This is a genomic window from Aminobacterium mobile DSM 12262 (assembly GCF_000526395.1).
Taxonomy (GTDB): domain Bacteria; phylum Synergistota; class Synergistia; order Synergistales; family Aminobacteriaceae; genus Aminobacterium; species Aminobacterium mobile.
In genome coordinates, this window is sequence record NZ_JAFZ01000001.1 from 1,113,463 (window position 1) to 1,130,982 (window position 17,520).

16 protein-coding genes are annotated in these 17,520 nt (G+C 43.0%); 13 read left to right on the forward strand and 3 right to left on the reverse strand.

Annotation, left to right across the window (positions count from 1 at the left end; genetic code table 11):
- The first annotated feature begins 4 nt into the window (after positions 1 to 4).
- Positions 5 to 1,006: a class II fructose-bisphosphatase gene (gene glpX / locus K360_RS0105415; RefSeq protein ID WP_024822164.1), complete on the forward strand. Its 1,002-nt coding sequence runs from the start codon at positions 5 to 7 to the stop codon at positions 1,004 to 1,006.
- A 34-nt stretch (positions 1,007 to 1,040) separates the two neighbouring features.
- Here glpX and hypF read toward each other — a convergent pair whose 3' ends face one another.
- Positions 1,041 to 3,323, reverse strand: coding sequence for a carbamoyltransferase HypF (gene hypF / locus K360_RS0105420; protein ID WP_024822165.1), 2,283 nt, complete (start codon positions 3,321 to 3,323; stop codon positions 1,041 to 1,043).
- Here hypF and K360_RS0105425 point away from each other — a divergent pair.
- The 5 genes from K360_RS0105425 to K360_RS0105445 are packed head-to-tail and all read left to right on the forward strand — an operon-like array spanning position 3,323 to position 10,734.
- The gene (locus K360_RS0105425) at positions 3,323 to 3,949 is read left to right on the forward strand and encodes a cob(I)yrinic acid a,c-diamide adenosyltransferase (protein ID WP_274532063.1); all 627 of its coding nucleotides are present in this window, start codon (positions 3,323 to 3,325) and stop codon (positions 3,947 to 3,949) included. The genes hypF and K360_RS0105425 overlap by 1 nt on opposite strands.
- Positions 3,950 to 6,511, forward strand: a complete 2,562-nt coding sequence (locus tag K360_RS0105430) for a cation-translocating P-type ATPase (protein WP_024822167.1) — start codon at positions 3,950 to 3,952, stop codon at positions 6,509 to 6,511. It begins immediately after the preceding gene.
- Positions 6,512 to 6,523: 12 nt separating this feature from the next.
- Positions 6,524 to 7,582: a tRNA 2-thiouridine(34) synthase MnmA gene (mnmA, locus tag K360_RS0105435; protein WP_024822168.1), complete on the forward strand. Its 1,059-nt coding sequence runs from the start codon at positions 6,524 to 6,526 to the stop codon at positions 7,580 to 7,582.
- On the forward strand, positions 7,570 to 10,014 hold the full coding sequence (locus tag K360_RS0105440) for a Lon protease family protein (protein WP_024822169.1): 2,445 nt from the start codon (positions 7,570 to 7,572) through the stop codon (positions 10,012 to 10,014). Before mnmA ends, K360_RS0105440 begins: the two co-directional genes overlap by 13 nt.
- Positions 10,015 to 10,029: 15 nt before the next feature.
- Positions 10,030 to 10,734: an endonuclease III domain-containing protein gene (locus K360_RS0105445; protein ID WP_024822170.1), complete on the forward strand. Its 705-nt coding sequence runs from the start codon at positions 10,030 to 10,032 to the stop codon at positions 10,732 to 10,734.
- 85 nt (positions 10,735 to 10,819) lie between these two features.
- Here K360_RS0105445 and K360_RS0105450 read toward each other — a convergent pair whose 3' ends face one another.
- Both K360_RS0105450 and K360_RS0105455 read right to left on the reverse strand, forming a co-directional pair.
- The gene (locus K360_RS0105450) at positions 10,820 to 11,128 is read right to left on the reverse strand and encodes a YerC/YecD family TrpR-related protein (protein WP_024822171.1); all 309 of its coding nucleotides are present in this window, start codon (positions 11,126 to 11,128) and stop codon (positions 10,820 to 10,822) included.
- Positions 11,129 to 11,133: 5 nt separating this feature from the next.
- A complete protein-coding gene (locus tag K360_RS0105455) occupies positions 11,134 to 12,171 on the reverse strand; it encodes a pyridoxal phosphate-dependent aminotransferase (protein ID WP_024822172.1) in 1,038 nt (345 codons plus the stop codon).
- Between the two features lie 267 nt (positions 12,172 to 12,438).
- Here K360_RS0105455 and K360_RS0105460 point away from each other — a divergent pair, with 267 nt between their 5' ends.
- The 7 genes from K360_RS0105460 to xseA all read left to right on the forward strand — a co-directional run bounded on the left by K360_RS0105460 (position 12,439) and on the right by xseA (position 17,516).
- Complete coding sequence (locus tag K360_RS0105460) at positions 12,439 to 13,617, forward strand: HD-GYP domain-containing protein (RefSeq protein WP_024822173.1); 1,179 nt, start codon at positions 12,439 to 12,441, stop codon at positions 13,615 to 13,617.
- Between the two features lie 101 nt (positions 13,618 to 13,718).
- On the forward strand, positions 13,719 to 14,291 hold the full coding sequence (efp, locus tag K360_RS0105465) for an elongation factor P (protein ID WP_024822174.1): 573 nt from the start codon (positions 13,719 to 13,721) through the stop codon (positions 14,289 to 14,291).
- A gap of 20 nt (positions 14,292 to 14,311) precedes the next feature.
- Positions 14,312 to 14,734 carry a CD1247 N-terminal domain-containing protein gene (locus tag K360_RS0105470; RefSeq protein ID WP_024822175.1) on the forward strand — a complete coding sequence of 141 codons (423 nt, stop codon included), beginning with the start codon at positions 14,312 to 14,314 and terminating at the stop codon, positions 14,732 to 14,734.
- A gap of 21 nt (positions 14,735 to 14,755) precedes the next feature.
- On the forward strand, positions 14,756 to 15,301 hold the full coding sequence (locus K360_RS10610) for an Asp23/Gls24 family envelope stress response protein (protein ID WP_024822176.1): 546 nt from the start codon (positions 14,756 to 14,758) through the stop codon (positions 15,299 to 15,301).
- Between the two features lie 69 nt (positions 15,302 to 15,370).
- Positions 15,371 to 15,859 (forward strand): hypothetical protein, encoded by a 489-nt coding sequence (locus K360_RS0105480; protein WP_024822177.1) that lies wholly within the window; start codon positions 15,371 to 15,373, stop codon positions 15,857 to 15,859.
- Positions 15,860 to 16,339, forward strand: a complete 480-nt coding sequence (nusB, locus tag K360_RS0105485; protein WP_034326290.1) for a transcription antitermination factor NusB — start codon at positions 15,860 to 15,862, stop codon at positions 16,337 to 16,339.
- A complete protein-coding gene (gene xseA, locus K360_RS0105490; RefSeq protein ID WP_051461107.1) occupies positions 16,305 to 17,516 on the forward strand; it encodes an exodeoxyribonuclease VII large subunit in 1,212 nt (403 codons plus the stop codon). The genes nusB and xseA overlap by 35 nt, the downstream gene beginning before the upstream one ends.
- Positions 17,517 to 17,520 lie beyond the last annotated feature (4 nt).

The window sequence follows — 17,520 nt, forward strand, 5'->3', positions numbered from 1 at the left end:
CATAATGTCAGTGCCGGAACGTAACTTGGCTCTCGAGCTTGTCCGTGGAACAGAAGCTGCAGCTATGGCAGCTGGTCGCTGGATGGGGAGAGGAGATAAAAATGCCGCCGATGGTGCAGCGGTAACGGCTATGCGATATATGCTCAATACCATTGCGATGAACGGCGTTGTAGTGATTGGCGAAGGGGAGAAAGACGAAGCTCCCATGTTATTTAATGGGGAGCGCTTAGGAACAGGAGTATCTCCTGAGGTGGACATCGCTGTAGATCCTATTGATGGAACTCGGCTTACCGCTTTGGGCTTACCAGGGGCTATAAGTGTTGTGGCTTTATCGGAAAAGGGAACGATGTTTAATCCTAAAAATATTTTTTATATGAACAAATTGGCAACTGGCCCTGATGCGGCAGATGTTATTGATATAGACGCTCCTATCGGAGAAAATATCAAGAGGGTTGCTGCAAAAAAGTCGAAATCCGCAGGAGATATTACAGTTGTAGTGCTTGATCGCCCTCGCCATGACGAAGTTAAAGAGCAGATACGAGAAGTAGGGGCTCGGATTAAATTAATCCCTGACGGAGATGTAGCTGGTGCTCTTTTGACATGTAAAGAGCAGGGGGGTGCCGATCTCCTCGTAGGTATTGGAGGTTCCCCCGAAGCGGTAATTACGGCGTGTGCTATTAAATGTTTAGGTGGGAATATGCAGTGCAAGCTTTGGCCTAGAAATGAGGCAGAAGCGGAAGAGAGCCGGGCCAGAGGGCTTGATCTCAACCAGGTGTTAACTCTTGAGGATCTTGTTACGGGAGATAATGTTTTCTTTGCTGCTACTGGCGTAACAGACGGAGACTTCCTTAAGGGTGTTCGGTACGAAGGGCGGCGGATACGAACATTTTCCATGGTTATGCGTTCGAAGAGCGGCACTGTTCGTTACGTAGAAGCCATCCATCACCCCAAGAAACTATGTAAAATCAGCGGTATCGACTACGCTCCCGAGAGTGTCGATAGATAAATTAATATTTTATGTTTTATAGAAGGGCCTTTCTCTACTGAGAAGGGCCCTCACCCCAATATTCTAGCCCTATCGCAGCTTGTCCAACTGAAACGCTTTCATCATTAGGAGATAAAAGGTGATGAGTAAGGGGCAGTAACCCTCTTCGGCGTAATTGAGAGAGGGTGAGCACGAGAAGGCGCCTGTTTTGCCATACCCCTCCGGATAGAGCTACATATTTAACCCCATTGTTGTCAGCAATGGAGCGGCATATTTCAGCTGTAGCCGCAGCCAATCCTCCGTGGATTGCAGCAGCTTTCTCTTCAACAGAGAAGGAAGCGCTCCTTTCCACAAGCCACTGTATAGTGGGGCGCCAATCGAGAAAGAACTGGTGTCCTTTTTCCATTATGGAGAAGGGGGCGAGAGCGGATCCTTTTGCACATCCTTCTAACTCCATAGCGGCTTGTCCATCGTAGGAAATGATAGGGCATATCCCTAATAAAGCGGAAACGCCATCAAAGAAACGGCCACATGAAGTGGTGATGGGAGAGTGTTTCATAATAGCCTTAAGGGAGTCTAAATAACGGGCAGCCCAAGGCCAGAGATTTTGTGCTATATGGCAAGCTTCTTCTCCGTATACAGAGAGAAGCATGGCAAAAGCGTAACGCCAGGGCTCTAAAACGGCTCGTTCTCCTCCGGGAAGAGGGCATGGAAGAAAAGAACCTTGACGCTGGAAATCACGAGTATTTCCTACAAGAAATTCTCCGCCCCAAATTGTTCCGTCGGCACCATATCCAGTCCCATCAAAAATAGCACCTATGGCTGTACCATTAAAACGGTTCTCAAGAAGACAGGCTGCCATATGGGCATGATGGTGTTGTACAGCCATAGAGCGAGAAGAGCTTATTCCAGAGATTTCCTGTGCTACAGACCGAGAAATATATTGAGGATGACGATCATAAACAAGGTATTCAGGATGAAGGTTGTATAACTTCAAGAAATGACGGAGAGCCTTTCTGTAATACTCTATGGTCCCTATCTGTTTTAAGTCGCCAAGATATTGGCCAGGGAAGATAGTTCGATCTTGTGTGAGTGTAAAAGTGGATTTCATTTCAGCTCCAGCAGCAAGAATTACCGGGCCTTTCCGAGGAGATGCTAAGGGAAGGGGAACAAATCCTCTTGCTCTTCGTATAACCACATACTCTCGTCCCTGAGCGGCTATAACAGAGTCATCTATAGCCATATGTATGTCTCTATTATGCATTAAAAAAACTTGAGCAAGAGGCGCAAGAGAAATCAATGCATCTTTGTTGTTAGAGATAATGGGCGCATCGCTCATATTAGCACTAGTCATAACGAGAGCGTCAAAATTTTGTAACAGCAGGTGATGAAGTGGCGTGTAAGGAAGCATAATACCTAAAGAATTTTGTCCTGGCGCTACGAGTGGAGAGAGCATTGTGTCTTGTCTCATAGGACAAATGACAACAGGTCTCTTGGTCGATGAGAGAATTTTAGCTGCGGTATTCGTGATATACACAAGTTGTTGCGCTTGTTTGAGATCAGGAACCATGAGGGCGAACGGCTTATCCTTTCGATGTTTCGATTCTCTCAGTTTTTTAACGGCTTCGTGTTGAAAAGGATCACAAGCGAGATGAAACCCTCCAAGTCCCTTAATGGCGGCAGTATCCCCTTGTTGAAGTCTTTTACAACAGAGAGAAAGCGCTTCTTTACCTCTAGCTATTATATTCCCTTTATTATTTGTAAGCCATAATGAGGGGCCACACAGAGAACACGCATTAGGTTGGGCATGATAACGTCGGTTAAGTGGGGTGTCATATTCTCTCTGACACTCTTCGCACATAGTAAAACTGCTCATTGTCGTGAGTGGGCGATCATATGGAAGATCTTGAATAATAGTATATCGAGGGCCGCAATTCGTGCAATTAATGAAAGGGTAATGATATCGTCGGTTTGATGGGTCGTTCATTTCCCGCAAACAGTCATCGCAAGTTGCTATATCTGGTGGGATGAGGACCCGCTGATGTTCAAGGCGAAGGCTTTTTTCTATAGTAAAATTCCCATTATCCTCTTCTGAACATGTCTTATCTGAGAGGAATTCTATAGACGCTATATACGAAGGGCCGGGTTTTTCGTCTTGTAAGCGCTGAAGATAGCTTTCGATGGTTTCTGAAGTTCCTCGCAAGGTGATAAGCACACCATCGGAAGTGTTTTTAACACTTCCCCCTAAAGCCATTTCTTGAGCTAATCGGGCGCAGAAAGGCCTAAAACCTACCCCTTGTACAATGCCTGTCACTAAAAAAGTTGTGATCTTGAGCATTGACAAACCTCCATTCTCTGGGCATTTTAAATCAAGATGGGCAGAGACTCAAGAATAAAAATAAAGAAGAAATGAGGAATCCCTATATGACGAGAGAACACTCCGAAGAGCTAGGTTTAGTTCAGATTTATATGGGAGATGGGAAAGGAAAAACTACTGCGGCTCTTGGTCTCGCTCTACGAGCAGCAGGATGGGGCTTTACAGTAGGGATTGTTCAATTTATGAAAGGATGGCCGCACTACGGGGAACTTGTAAGTTTATCACGTATCCCTGAAATTAAAATTATCCAGACTGGTCGTCCTGATTTTGTTGACAAGACCGCTCCTCTCCAGGTGGATTTTCTTGAAGCCCAGCGAGGTTTGGAGATTGCGGAAAAATGGATTATGGGAGGGCAGTTCAATATAGTAATATTGGATGAGATCAATGTTGCTCTTGATTATGGGCTCTTGAAAGCGGAGAGACTTCTTGCTCTTTTGAAGAAACGCACCTCTCATGTAGAAGTTGTTCTTACGGGACGAAATCCGCCTCAAATACTTATAGACTATGCTGATCTCGTTACGGAGATGAAAGAGATCCGTCACCCTTTCCAGAAAGGGATCTATGGCCGTAAGGGGGTCGAGTATTAATTGAAAAGCCAAGAGAAACTGTCTAACGGGAAAACCTCCGCTCCTTACGCTTTAGCTGCCGAAGATTTCTTGGAACGTATGGGCGTGGATATTGAACAGGGGCTCGGTGATGAAGCAGTAGAGGCTGCAAGGAAGGAATATGGGGGCAACGTTCTTTCTCAAGAGGAATTTCTTCCTTGGTGGCGTTTTTTTCTCAGACAGTTTGCTTCCCCCATGGTTTACCTTCTCTTTGTAGCCGCTCTTATAAGTTTTATGATGGGAGAACTTCTCGATAGTATCGCTATTTTGGTTGTTATTTTTATGAACAGCCTTATTGGATTTTTTACAGAATTTCGAGCAGAAAAGGCTCTACAGGCGTTGAAATCCATGACCTCTCCCCATTGTCGAGTCTTACGGAATGGGAACATATCCCTAATCTCTTCTGCGGATGTGGTCCCAGGGGATATTATGGTACTGGAAGCTGGAGATGTGATTCCAGCTGATGGGCGTCTTTTCAAAGAAGCAAATTGCATGGTAAATGAGGCTTCTTTAACAGGAGAATCTTTGCCAGTAGAGAAAATCATAGAGTCTCTCCCCCTTGAGACACTATTGCCTGACCGCGTTAATTGTGTTTATGCAGGTACGAATATGGTTAAGGGGACAGCAAGGGCTATAGTTTTTGCTACGGGAATGGAGACGGAGATTGGACGAATAGGTCGAATGCTTCAACAGGTCTCTTCTCAGGAAACGCCTCTGGAAGAACGTTTAGCTAAATTTAGCCAGTTCCTTATATGGGCAACAATAGCTATTGCGGGAATTGTTATTGGGGCAGGAATTTTTCAAGGACGCGGTCTTTTAATGATGCTTAGTACAGGCATAGCCCTCGCTGTAGCTGCTGTTCCAGAAGGGCTACCTTTTGTGGCTACTATGACGTTGGCTCTTGGAGTTCACAGGATGGCAAAAATAAATGCCCTAGTGCGTAATTTGGCCTCTGTTGAAACGTTGGGGTCTACAACTGTTATTTGTACTGATAAAACAGGAACTCTGACAATGAACGATATGACTGTTCGTACAGTTCATTTATCTCAATCTGAGGCGGAAGAACTTTTTATTCGTGTTGCTGTTCTCTGTAATGATGCAACTATAAACGACACGAAATCGGTGGGGGATCCTATGGAAGTAGCGCTTCTTCGTTATGCTGGGGAAAACAAACTATCTTTGCGAAACAAATTTCCTCGTATTGCAGAAGAGCCTTTCGACTCACAAACGATGCGAATGGTTACATGGCACAATGAAGGCGTGGCAATGAAAGGGGCCCCAGAAAGGGTTTTCCATGATTGCCCATTTATACTCACGTCGCAGGGGCCGGCCCCTTTTTTAGAGGAAACCAAGATAGCGTGGCATAAGAACGTACAAGTCTTGGCTCAAAGAGGCATGCGAACTATAGCTTTAGCTTGGGGTGATTCCCTTGAAAGCCTTATGTTTTTAGGAGTGGCTGGCATAGACGATCCCCCGAGACCTGAGGTTAACGAGTCTGTAACTCTTTGTCATAAAGCAGGAATACATGTGATTATGGTTACTGGCGATCACTTAGTGACAGCTGAGGCAATTGCCAAGGAGGTTGGTATATACAAAGAACCTTATTCTCTATCTATGATGGGTTCAGAACTTGAATCTTTGTCAGAGGAAGATGTAGTTGCACGAGCGAAAAAACTATCTGTAGTAGCCAGAGTGGCTCCAGAGCATAAAATGAGAATTGTAAAAGGCCTTCAAAAAGCTGGGGAAGTCGTAGCTATGACTGGTGACGGAGTTAATGATGCCGTAGCTTTAAAACAGGCCGATGTAGGGATAGCTATGGGTATACAGGGTACTGAGGTTAGTAAAGAAGCTTCAGACATTATTCTTCAAGATGATCGTTTCAGTACTATCGTTGAAGCTGTGCGGGAAGGCCGGCGAATTTTTGATAATATTCGTAAAGCAGTATTATTCCTTTTATGTTGTAATCTGAGCGAAATCCTCACTGTTTTTTTAGGGATACTTCTCAAGTTGCCTACGATCCTTATCCCTTTGCAAATTCTGTGGATCAATTTGGTTACAGACGTATTGCCTGCACTCGCGTTGTCTCTTGACCCGGCAGAACCTGATGTAATGCTTTGTAGTCCTAAAAGGAGAGACGAAAATATTGTTACGAGGTCCCATAAACTGCTTATATTTTTCTATGGAGCAGCTATCACGAGTGGAGTTTTTGCCGCATATTATTGGTCTCTCTGGTATCATAAGGGAGATTTCTTGCGAGCTACGGAATTGAGTTTTCATACACTTGTGTTAGCTCAGCTTTTCTTTGTGTTAAACGTGCGTAAAAATAGTCTTTTAAGTCATCCAGAGCGGTTCTGGGAGAACCCGTGGCTTTTGTTGGGTATAGGGGTTTCTGTCTTATTGCAAGTTGTCATTACGTATATTCCTGTATTCCAGAATGTTTTGGATATAGTTCCTCTTGGAGCGCTAGAATGGGGAGTTGTAGTAGGATCCGCCTTGCTTCCTACAGGACTTGCTCAGTTGAGAAAAATATTGTTTGGTCTTTAGGTGGTTTTATTCGTGGAGAAAAAAATTTTAGTGGGCATGAGTGGAGGAGTTGATAGTGCGGCGACAGCCCTCCTGCTTAAAAGAGACGGGTATGATGTATATGGGCTTTACCTCCATCTCTCAGGCCCCGAAAATAGCTTAGCTCAGCAGCAAGCTTGCGAGCTTGCTCAAAAACTCCATATCCCTTTTATTACTCTTGACGGGCGAGATATTTTTACCCAGCGAGTGCTATCTTTGGTGGTTTCTGAATATGCCAGAGGGTTGACGCCAAACCCCTGTATTCTATGTAATCCTGCCGTCAAGTTCAGGCTTCTCTTCAAAGTTGCAGAAGAAAAAAATATACCTCTTGTAGCTACAGGCCACTATGCTCGTATCCTCTCTAATAATGACGATTTTGTTTTAGCTAGAGGAAGGGATATAAAAAAAGATCAAAGCTACATGTTATATCGTCTTCCCATGGAATGGCTTCGTAGTATTCGTTTCCCTTTAGGAAATATGACGAAAGCTGAAGTGAGAGAAATAGCTTCATCAAAGCTTCCACTGTGGGTTGTAAAAAAAGAGGAAAGCCAAGATGTTTGCTTCGCCCCCCAGGGATTGATGCTCTTCTTGCGAAAGTATATACGGGAGGAAACTTCTCTTCCTGGGTCTATAGTTGATGGAGATGGACACGTTCTAGGGAAACATCAGGGACTTTGGCGCTATACTATAGGGCAAAGGAAAGGTTTGGGGCTTTCTGGGGGGCCATGGTTTGTTGTGGGGAAAAACCTGGCGCATAATATTTTGTATGTCAGCAATACCAGAGAACACCATCCTGGCTTTATTCAGTGTGTTCACCCGGTCATTTCTCCTTTGTTAAAGCTAGGAGAGATATATATGGCCCAGCATCGGTATAGAACCACTCCTTTCCCCGTAAAAGTAGTATCGATAGGAGAGGATTCTCTTCGCGTTCAGGTTGTATCTGAAAGTCCTATGGTAGCACCGGGGCAATCGTTAGTTTTGTACAATAGGGATGTTGTCTGTGGAGGAGGCATTATAATTTCATCTGAGGAGGTGTTCCCGTGCCTAACATAACGGAAGAATGTAAATTACCTTTAGAGAAGCTCAGAAAACGAGCAGATATAAATGCTCTTAACTTTCAAACGACTGAAGAACTTCCATGCCTTGAAAAATTTATTGGGCAAGAGCGAGCTGTAAAAGCCTTTTCTTTTGGACTTGCTGTAGAGAGTAAAGGATACAATATTTTTGTCCTAGGGAATCCAGGAAGTGGACGTACAACCTATTCTCTGGAGCGGCTTCGTGAAACGGCCCTTGAAAGAAAGGCGCCTGACGACTGGATTTATGTTTATAACTTTGATGATCCGAGTCGTCCCCTGGCTATCAATCTCTCTGCTGGAAAAGGTAAAGAGATGGGAGCAGCTTTCGAAGATCTCCTTGAGGAGCTGAAAATTGCCATAAGCAAAGCCTTTGAAAAGAGTCAGTATGAAGATGCCAAGGCTCAACTGGTAAAAAAGTTTCAGGAACAGGTTAACTCTTTAATGGAAGAGGTACGGGCCTGGGCGGGAGAAAAAGGTTTTGCTTTAAAAAGGACGCCTCAAGGATTTGTCAATATTCCTCTCACTGAAGAAGTCAGTGAATCTGGAGAAACTTCACGGCGGGAGCTACAACAGGACGAGTTTGAATCTCTTCCAGAGGAAAAGCAGAAAGAGCTCCAGGTCAAATCGGAGGAAATTTCTCAAAAAACTCTTGATACATTGAGAAAAATTCGAGATCTAGAGAAAGCGTTAAAAGAGGAAATTAACAAATTGGAGGCTGAAATTTGCCGCTCAGCAATTACTCCATATCTGCAAGATATTAAAGATAAGTATGGTACAACAGAGATATTATGTAAATGGATAGACAACTTAACGGAAGACATTATCAGTAATTTTAATATTTTTGTGGCTGCAGCAAAAGATGAATCTGCGGAGATAGACTTTAGTCGATATACCATTAATGTTTTTGTGGCCAATGACCCCGAGAATGGGGCGCCTGTTATTTGGGAGACAAATCCTACATATTACAATCTTACAGGGAAAGTAGAATACGAAAGCAGACAGGGGTATCTTTACACAGACTTCCATAAAATTGTTCCTGGCGCTTTCCAAAAAGCAAATGGAGGGTATTTGATCCTTGACGCAGAAAAAGTTCTCTTGAATTTTATGTCATGGGAAGCTTTAAAACGTGCCCTCCGAACGGGAGAAGCCAATATAGAAAACTTGGGAGAACAATATGGAGCTATACCAGTTTCTTCTTTGCGCCCTCAGCCGATCCCCATCAAAATGAAGGTTGTAATGGTTGGTACTCCGTACTTATATGCACTGCTTCAGTATTATGATCCTGAGTTCTTAAAGATGTTTAAAATAAAAGCAGATTTTGATAGCGACATGCCGCGAAATTTGGAAACAGAGCAGCAAATGGCTCAATTCATCTGCGGTTTTGTAAGAAGAGAGGGGAAAATTCCCTTTACTGTTGACGCTGTGGCTGAAGTTATTGAATGGGCCAGTCGTTTAGCTGATCACCAAGATCGTATTACCACGGAATTTAATAAAATTATCGAAATAATAGTGGAATCTACGGCGTGGGCTGTTGCTGAGAATGCAAAGCTTGTAGAAGCTAAACATGTTCACAAAGCCATAGAAGAAAAGAGATTTAGAAGCAATTTAATTCAGGAACGGATACAAAGAGCCTTTGAAGAGGGAGTTATTCATATACAAACAGAAGGAGCTGCTGTGGGGCAGATTAATGGTCTTTCTGTTATTGATTTGAGAGATTACGCCTTTGGTCATCCTTCAAGAATTACAGCTAATGTATATATGGGGCAAGAAGGGGTAGTGAACATAGAGCGCGAGGTTAAACTTACAGGCCCTATACATAATAAAGGGCTCCTTATCCTTACTAGTTATCTTGGAAGGAAATATGCTCAGAATATGCCTCTTTCACTTTCGGCCCGTATTGCTTTTGAGCAAACATATAGTGAAATCGAAGGAGATAGCGCCTCTTCTACCGAACTCTACTGTTTGCTTTCGGCTCTTGCTAATGTTCCTCTCCGGCAGGAAATTGCTGTAACGGGATCTGTGGATCAGTTTGGAAATGTACAACCTATTGGCGGCGCTAACGAGAAGATAGAAGGATTTTTCCGATATTGTAATTCGAAGGGGCTTTCTGGGAGACAAGGCGTTATGATACCTAAACGCAACGTAATTCATCTAATGTTAAGTCAGGAAGTCCTTGATGCTGTTTCGGAGGGGAAATTCCATATCTGGGCAGTGGACACTATAGATCAGGGAATAGAGATCCTTACGGGAAAACCAGCGGGAGCTCCTGATGAGCAAGGGGTATATCCTGAAGATTCTATTCATGGCCTCGTTAAAAAACAACTTGTTTCTTGGATGAAAGAAGCTGCACGACTTAAAAAGGAATTTGGAATTGATGGAGAAAAGGAATCAGAGAAGACAGAAGAATAGGCTGGTGAATGTGCGTTGCTGAAATCATCATGTACAGAACTTCCTAACCCTGGCCATGTTTTAGCGGTTCTTGATCGATTGGAAAAATGTTGGCACATGGAAGAGAACCCTCCACATTTGCGGCACGAGGAGCCTTTGGATGGTTTAATTTTGACAGTCCTTTCGCAGAACACAAATGATAAGAATCGCGATAGGGGATATGTGAACCTCAGGAAGTTGTTTCCCTCGTGGGAGTCCGTAGCAACAGCTTCTTCTGAAGATATTCGAGAAGCTATTCGGGTCGCAGGTCTTTCTGATGTTAAATCGAAGCGTATTCTTGAGATATTAGAACAAATTTATAAGGCCTTCGGGGCGTATTCTTTGAAGAGCTTGCGAGAAAAGAGCTCGGAAGAAGCGAAATTTTTTCTTCTGCATCTACCAGGAGTGGGGGCCAAAACCACAGCATGTGTCCTGCTTTTTGACTTAGGGTTCCCATCTTTTCCTGTAGATACCCATATTTCGCGGTTTTCGAAAAGAGTGGGATGGGTTAAAGAACGTTGCAAGCCTGAGGAAATAGGGGCTGTTATGGAGCAAGTTGTTCCAGAGAATCGTTATTTAGGGGGGCATGTGAATATTATTACTCATGGTAGGAATGTTTGTTTGGCTCGTACCCCTCGTTGTTCCCAGTGTTCCGTAGCGGATCTTTGTGTGTTTGCAGGCAAGCTAAAGGATAACAAGTAGGTTTTTTCTTCAAGTATTTTTTAGCGTTTATAAGAAATGGCTGTCATATTATTTATATGGCAGCCATTTATTTGAAAATATTTTATTAAGCTTCGTCTTGTTCTTCTTGCCCTTTGAGATTGTTAAGCACAAGTCGATACCCATCAGCACCATACTCTAAGAATTTCTTTACTCTGCTAATAGTAGCTGTGCTTGCCCCAGTTCGTTGCGCTATTTGAGGATATGTATAGCTTTCATCCAGCAATCTCGCTACTTCAAGGCGTTGTGCTAAAGCTCGGATTTCTCCAATAGTGGCAACATCCTCCAAGAAGCTATATACTTCCTCTTCAGTGTTCAAGGATAAGAAAGCTTTGCACAATTGATCGGTCAGTTGATCCTTCCACTTCTCGGCCATTACTATTACCTCCTCGTTAAAACTATTTGGGAAAGGCAGTGCAGCACTCTGTTAAGATCTGTCTCTACACCAACAGAAACACGAATCCAAGACCCGCTCTTGCCTGAAATACAAAAGAATTTTACTGCGATGCCAGCTTCCTTAAAGGTTTTCTTTATTTGGCGTTCTTCTTCCGGTACATGAATAAAAACAAAATTGCTGTTACTTGGATATGCTTGTATGCGAGGAATAAGCTGGCATTTTTTTATAAAACTATCTCTGAGATTGCAGATTTGCCGCGTTTTCTCTATAAGTAGATGAGGTTCTCTTAAGAGTATCTTAACAGTTTCAGCTGTTAAGACATTAATATTAAAAGGGCTCTTAATACTGTTAAGCTTATGAGTGACATCAGGGTGACAAACTCCATAGCCAAAGCGGATTCCAGCAAGTCCCCATGCTTTTGAAAGTGTCTTAAGTGCCACCATCCTTTTGGGGAAATCTTGTTCTCTCAATGTTTCGAGATAGGTAGAAGGAGCGAATTCTCCGTATGCTTCGTCTATGACCGTTATAGCACTGTTCTCGTAAACTACTTTTTGTATAAATTGGAGAGGCATTTGCTTCCCTGTAGGATTATTAGGCGAATCAATAAGAACGAGGCTCGGTTTTTCTCTTTGCATAGTGTCAAAGAAAAGGTTTTCATTAAAAGAACACAACCCATCAGCCATATCTATAGGAATTGTTATATGCCGAGCATGAAAAACCTTACAAAGATGGGCATATTCGGAAAAAGACGGTGAGAAAGTAAGGACTGTAGCACCTGGCTGTACATATGCGGTGAAAAGAAGGCATAAAACTTCATCTCCACCGTTCCCTAAAACAAAGAATTTGTTCGGGAAATGAAGTAATGAACTTAGTGCATCCTTTATATCTTTATATCCAGAATCTGGATAGCGATTCCACTCCACTTCACGAAGCGCGGAAAGAACATTTTCTTTGATAGAAGAGGGCAACAAAAATGGGTTTTCATTTTTATCCAGACGAACCATGTCCTCAATACGAAACATAAAAATCTCCTTTCCCCTTCGGGACTTCAGCTAATTAAAGAATGAAAATTAATAAATGCAGTCTATCATTCACTGTAAAAGCTGTCAACTGGAATAAAAGAAAGTTGTGGCAAAACAGCTATAAATTTGTTTGGGGGGGAGAAATAGTATGTTTCCCTATCCGTTAATACAAAGCATAAAAGAGAGTACATGTTTTTTTTGTTTTAGTGTAATATAGATCCATATTACATTACAAAGAATCGAATAAATATACTGCGGAGGGAGACAGTGGAGGAGACTATTAAGGTATCTATTAAAGATTTAGAGAAGTGGAGAGGAATAATTGTCGAAGATGTAATGAGCCGGGATAAGGCAATTCTTATCCCACAGGGAACTGACGTGCAATCTCTTTTTGTCAAGCATTCAGATATTATCAGAGATCTTAAACGGCATCATATAGAATGGGTGTGGATTCGTCCTCAACATTTATTGGAGGGCGTTGCTTTTGAGTCTTTTTCTCATATATTTCCCGAATTAGATCCTCCATTGCTAGTCATCAGTCCACGATTTGCAGAAGTTATATCCTATCAATTTGAAGTTTTTTGTAAAAACATACAGAATAAGCGGGTTCGTCGCGAAGGCATCCGCTCTTTCTTATATGCAGGGAATCTATTACAAGATGAAGTTTGTCAGGCTTCTTCCATTCCTCTCTCCCTTTTCCAAAGCGATGATAAAGAAGAGAAAAAATATTTTATACACTCTATTAATGTAGCTTTATTGAGCGGTTTTATAGTGAAGCAACTATTTCCTCACTGGAAGGACACTATCAAGAAGGCTATTATTGCTGGCTTATTGCATGATATTGGAAAAACTTTATTAGCGCTTCCCTCAGAAGAACAAGAAAAACATACAGTCCTTGGAGAAGCCCTGATAAGAGAGGGAGGAGTTGAGGACGAGGATATTTTAGAAGGAGTACGTTATCACCATGAGAGGTGGGATGGAAGGGGCTCTTGCGGACTAAAAGAGGAAGAAATTCCTTTAATGGGAAGGATTGTTGCTGTAGCTAACTCTTTTGATTCCCTATCCCAACAAAATATTACTACCAGCTCACAGCGGCTCTCTTTCGTGATAACGAATGCTGGAGTTCGTTTTGATCCTTTTATAGTGCAGGTTCTCTTATCTACGCTAGGACTTTATCCGCCAGGAAGTGTAGTAGAGCTCTCTGATCATAGAAAAGCTGTGGTTATTGAAACCCGTTTCCGGAATATTTTACAACCTCGAGTGTATATTTCTGAAGAGGAAGGGGCATCTTCAAAGGAAGGAAAGGTTCTTGATTTAGAACGTGTCCCTTCTTTATTCATTCGAAAAGTATGTACTGACGTTATCAAGAAACCAATAGAAAATTTATCCGATAAGGTTGTTATTGCACCTCGGAAAGGATACATCTATGAAAAATATACAGGGTAACGGAAAACGAACTTTGACTGCTCTTTGCATCCTAGACTAATATGCGGTATCCTTACTCTGATCCGTTAACAAGCTCTGAACTTTTAGGAGGTACGAAATGAATGAGTCAGGTAATTGATACAAGTGATTTTTATTCTGGAATAAAAGTAAGGTGGCAAGATGGCATTTGGGAAGTAGTAGAGTATCAGCACCATAAGATGGGGCGTGGAGGGGCTGTGGTCCGAACCAAGCTTAAGAATGTCGAGACAGGCTCCATCGTTGACACTACTTTCCGTTCCGGAGAAAAATTTGAAAGAATTATCTATGACGAAAAGCCAGCTCAGTTCCTATATCAAGAAGGGGACAATTACGTTTTTATGGATATGGCTTCTTATGATCAGCTTTATATCCCTAAAGATGTACTTGGAGATGTGGCCAATTACCTCACTGACAATCTTGAGGCGCAGCTTGAGATGTTTGAAGGACGAATTATGGGTGTGGAGTTGCCTAAGAGCGTAGAGCTGAAAGTCATAGATACTCCCCCTGGATTTAAAGGTGACACTGTTTCTGGAGGAGGCAAACCGGCAACTCTTGAGACAGGCATCACTGTTACAGTTCCTATTTTTGTGGAAGTAGGAGATACAGTTGTTGTCGATACCCGCAGTGGCGAATATCTTGAGCGGGCTAAAAAATAGAAAATAGGGGAGGGCGGGCCATGAGTGCTAAAGAGAAAATAGCATTTCTGAAAGGGTTGTTGGCTGGTCTCAATATGAAAGATGAGACAACAGTGAAAGCTTTTCAAGCTGTGACGGAGGCTTTAGATGCTCTAGCTGAGGAAATAGAAGAGCATGGAGATCTTATTGAAGAGCAGCAGGATTTATATGAAGAGCTTGCTGATGATTGGGCCCTGCTCGATGAAGATCTTGATAAACTAGAGCGCTCTTTTGCGGAGCTTGTAGGGGAAGACTTTGAAGGTAGCGAGGAAGAGGAAGAAAGCGATTTCGATGAAACGTATGAATCGGTGTCTTGCCCTAAATGCGGCCATGTTTTTTACTACCAACCAGAAATGTATGAAGAAGACGAGCCCCTTCAGTGTCCAAACTGTGGGGAGTCTTTTGCTTTACCGGCAGAAGAATAAAACCGGATAGGGGGTTACGGGATGGATAACATTCGTGAAGACCTGGATTTTGAATCTCAGGAGAGGAATACTGAACAGGAAGAAATTCCAATGGAAGAACAAGGAATGGTAGAGGAACGAACTGTTCAGGGGAATGTTCACATCTCGGAAGAGGTTATTACTGAACTTGCAAAAAAGACTTTAACTATCATCCCAGGTGTGCAACCGGCAAGCCCCGGCCTTGTTTCAAAACTTGGTTTAGTAGGGCGAAAATCCATGGATGGGGTCAAGGTGTCGGTAGAAGAAAACGTTACGCCACCAACAATTACTGTGGATGTTTTTGTTTTAGTGAAATATGGTCTTCGCATTCCAGATGTAGCGTGGGATGTACAGGAGTCTATTAAAAACAATCTTGAGCAATATACGGGATATTTTGTGAAAGCTGTTAATATTAATGTGCAGGGAGTTTTTTTTGACGACCGTACCTCTCAACAAAATCAGCCCGGGCAAATATCTCCTGATCTTGAACATACTGTCGAAGGTCATGAGGTTAAAACCGAGCCTGGCGAAGAAGCTGATTTGAAATAAGCTTGATAGCATATATGTACGACAGGCCGGCTAAAAAGCCGGCCTGTCGTATCCTGGGGGTGGTGAGACGTGTATCTTTACTGGAAAAATACAACTCTTGGAAGTATCAATTTTTCCAAGGAGGGGGTTTCTGCTTTTATTAATGCAATGCTTTTGCCTTCTTATACGTGCAAAGAAGTGGCTCTTTCCAGAAGCGAAAGTTCTCTTTATATTGTATTATCCATGCCTCATCCCCATAATGTTCTTGAAGTTAAAATGCTGGAAGATAAGCTTTCAGACGCTCTCTCTGCTATGGGGTTAGGTGTCCATATTTCATGGACAGAAGAAAAGAAAGAGGCTGTTCGAAAAGAGCTTCCCGTTCAACTTCAGAAACCTTGGTTTTGGGCTGCTTGCGCCGCAGGAGTAACGGCTCTTGTCCATTTGCGTATTCGAGGCATCCTCTGGACGGCCGCAGTTGGTATCCTTACTTATTTAGTGGCTCAATATGCCCTTTCTAATAATGGTCAAAAAGCGATACGTGGTTTTATACAATATATTCGAGAGATCATCAGGAGGTAAATGTTGAGTAGAAACATCCTTCCCCAAAAAAGGCGCAGATCGCGAGAGATCGCTCTGCAGGTTTTATATGCTCTTGATATTCGTAATTGTGACTCAGTAGATCAGATTCTTGATTTTTATCCCGGGGACGATGAGGAACCGGATGTAGTATCTTATGCAACTGTTTTAGTAAAAGGAGTCTGGGATTCTCGTTTTGAAATCGACACTCTTATCAGAGAACATGTGGTAGGTTGGCGGCCTGAACGTATGGTGGCTGTTGATAGGGCTGCTCTTCGTCTAGCCATTTTCGAGGGCATTATAAAGCAGATGATACCTATCCCCGTGGCTATCTCCGAAGCTGTAGAATTGGCGAAAGCTTTTGGAACAGAAGAATCTGGACGATTTGTAAACGGAGTCTTAGGAAGAATCGTTCGAGCACTTTCTCTAGCAGAAAAGGATGAAAATCATGTCGGGGATGACTCTCCCCACTCTCACAGTTGACGAACTTACTTCTCGCATACAGGCCCTTTTTTATGCTGATGCAGTTCTTCAAAATCTTGTAGTAGTAGGTGAAATAGCTGAGATTACAAGACATACGAGTGGCCATGTATACTTCACTCTCACTGGGGATGAAGGGCGTCTTTCATGTGTTTTATTCAAATCTGATGCTGCTCGTGTCCCGTCATGGCCTAAAAAAGGGGATGAAGTCTTAGCTGAAGGTCGTATCGGTTTGTATCCGCCCCGTGGAACATATCAACTTTATGTGCGTCGTTTAACACCTCTTGGGGTAGGAGCTGCTGCTCGAGCTAAAGAAGAGCTTCGTTTACGCTTAGAAAAGGAAGGTCTCTTTGACCTGCGGCTGAAGAGGAAACTGCCTGACATTCCAAAGAAAGTAGCGGTTATAACTTCAGCTACAGGGGCTGCTATCCGAGATGTATTAAAAGTATCACATAATCGTTTCCCTCAGTGTGACATTATAATTTTACCCTGCCTTGTTCAAGGATACGATGCTCCTGTAGACATTTGTACGGCTTTCAGCCGAGTCCGCACTCTTAATTCCATAGATGCAGTGATGCTTGTACGCGGTGGAGGGAGTCGAGAGGATCTTAATCCTTTTGATGACGAGAGGGTTGTGCGGGCCATTCGAAGCTGTCCCTTCCCTGTTGTAACAGGAGTGGGGCATGAGATCGATATGACATTGTCGGATCTTGCCGCTGATGTAGCTGCTTCTACGCCATCTGCAGCTGCAGAGCGACTTTTTCCTGATAAAATAGACCTTCTCCGTAGAGTAGAATATCTTTCTTCTTCGTTGCTTGGTGCCGTGAGAAACGATGTTAGAAATTCACAAAGAAACCTGAATCTTTCTCAAGATGCGCTCACGGGAATTATGCACACATTAGTTCGAAAGAATGAAAAAGAGCTCTTTGATATTCGGAAAGACATGCTTCGACTCGTTTCCGCCCGTTTTCAGGAAAACAAGAAAGCCTTAATAGCAGCGATAGGGGCTCTTAATGCCCTTTCACCTCTCTCTATCCTTTCGCGCGGTTTTATTAGCTGTACGAGAGAAGATGGCACAGTGGTCAGTTCGGTGAAACTTTTACACCCTGAGGACAAGTTGGCTCTTTCTTTTATTGATGGGCGAGCACTGGTTCGAATCGAAGAAGTGCAAAGTTCATAGGAGG

What these genes read in the sequence shown, in the direction of transcription:
- glpX (WP_024822164.1), top strand. Translation starts at nt 5, where the DNA reads ATGTCAGTGCCGGAACGTAACTTGGCTCTCGAGCTTGTCCGTGGAACA.
- hypF (WP_024822165.1), bottom strand. Translation starts at nt 3,323, where the DNA reads ATGCTCAAGATCACAACTTTTTTAGTGACAGGCATTGTACAAGGGGTA.
- K360_RS0105450 (WP_024822171.1), bottom strand. Translation starts at nt 11,128, where the DNA reads ATGGCCGAGAAGTGGAAGGATCAACTGACCGATCAATTGTGCAAAGCT.
- K360_RS0105455 (WP_024822172.1), bottom strand. Translation starts at nt 12,171, where the DNA reads ATGTTTCGTATTGAGGACATGGTTCGTCTGGATAAAAATGAAAACCCA.
- efp (WP_024822174.1), top strand. Translation starts at nt 13,719, where the DNA reads ATGAGTCAGGTAATTGATACAAGTGATTTTTATTCTGGAATAAAAGTA.
- K360_RS0105470 (WP_024822175.1), top strand. Translation starts at nt 14,312, where the DNA reads ATGAGTGCTAAAGAGAAAATAGCATTTCTGAAAGGGTTGTTGGCTGGT.
- K360_RS10610 (WP_024822176.1), top strand. Translation starts at nt 14,756, where the DNA reads ATGGATAACATTCGTGAAGACCTGGATTTTGAATCTCAGGAGAGGAAT.
- nusB (WP_034326290.1), top strand. Translation starts at nt 15,860, where the DNA reads ATGTTGAGTAGAAACATCCTTCCCCAAAAAAGGCGCAGATCGCGAGAG.
- xseA (WP_051461107.1), top strand. Translation starts at nt 16,305, where the DNA reads ATGTCGGGGATGACTCTCCCCACTCTCACAGTTGACGAACTTACTTCT.